The 611-nt window shown below is 60.6% G+C and carries 1 pseudogene; it reads right to left on the bottom strand.

The window, feature by feature from the left end:
- Positions 1–611 (bottom strand): annotated as a pseudogene (locus NW835_RS13795) (zinc ribbon domain-containing protein); the annotation flags it as partial.

Genomic DNA, 611 nt, shown 5'->3' with positions numbered 1-611 from the left:
CTACGCGCCGCTGACGCGAAGGGTAGCCCTGCAGTTGGCAAGCCAACCCCGGACCTCCAGGCCGGTTTACAGCGGCCCCCAAAAAGGGCAATCCCGTTAGCACCGTTGAGATCTGCATCCCCTTCCCAGCCACAGGCCGGGTTGACACAACGAAAACGCTTCCCTTCCCGTTGCCCAAGCCACAAACACCGGTGACAAGTTTGCGAAGGGTAGGCAGGCGATACTAACACCACCTTCACCCCCGCTCTTGCTGCCTTGTCCTCCAGAAACTGTCTCCACTGGGAGAACGCCCCTCGCGCTAGCGGGCCGTAGGCCTCACTGTTTGCCCGCCGCCACTCGACTGTACTACGCGACTGTCGGTTGGTACGTTCTCTCATCCCAGTTAAGCCCTCCAAGGCAATGAGGCTGCAGGTAGCTTTGGCCCTAGCAACAATCGCTAAGGACTCCGTCCCGCTGACGCGAGTGGAGATGCAGTGGTTCACCCAAGTTTGAAAGCGCCTCTCCCGACCAGACAGCCGTTGCAGCAGCTCCCGAAATCTCCGTCGAGAACTGCGTGGGCCCTGACTGGCCTTGCGTTGCAGAGCCGCTCTCAAGCGGGAGTAGTGGTCTCT

It is taken from the genome of Synechococcus sp. OH2, from assembly GCF_047462155.1.
Lineage (GTDB): Bacteria > Cyanobacteriota > Cyanobacteriia > Thermostichales > Thermostichaceae > Thermostichus.
The sequence above is the reverse complement of the archived record's forward strand: the minus strand, read 5'-3'. Positions and strand labels throughout refer to the sequence as shown.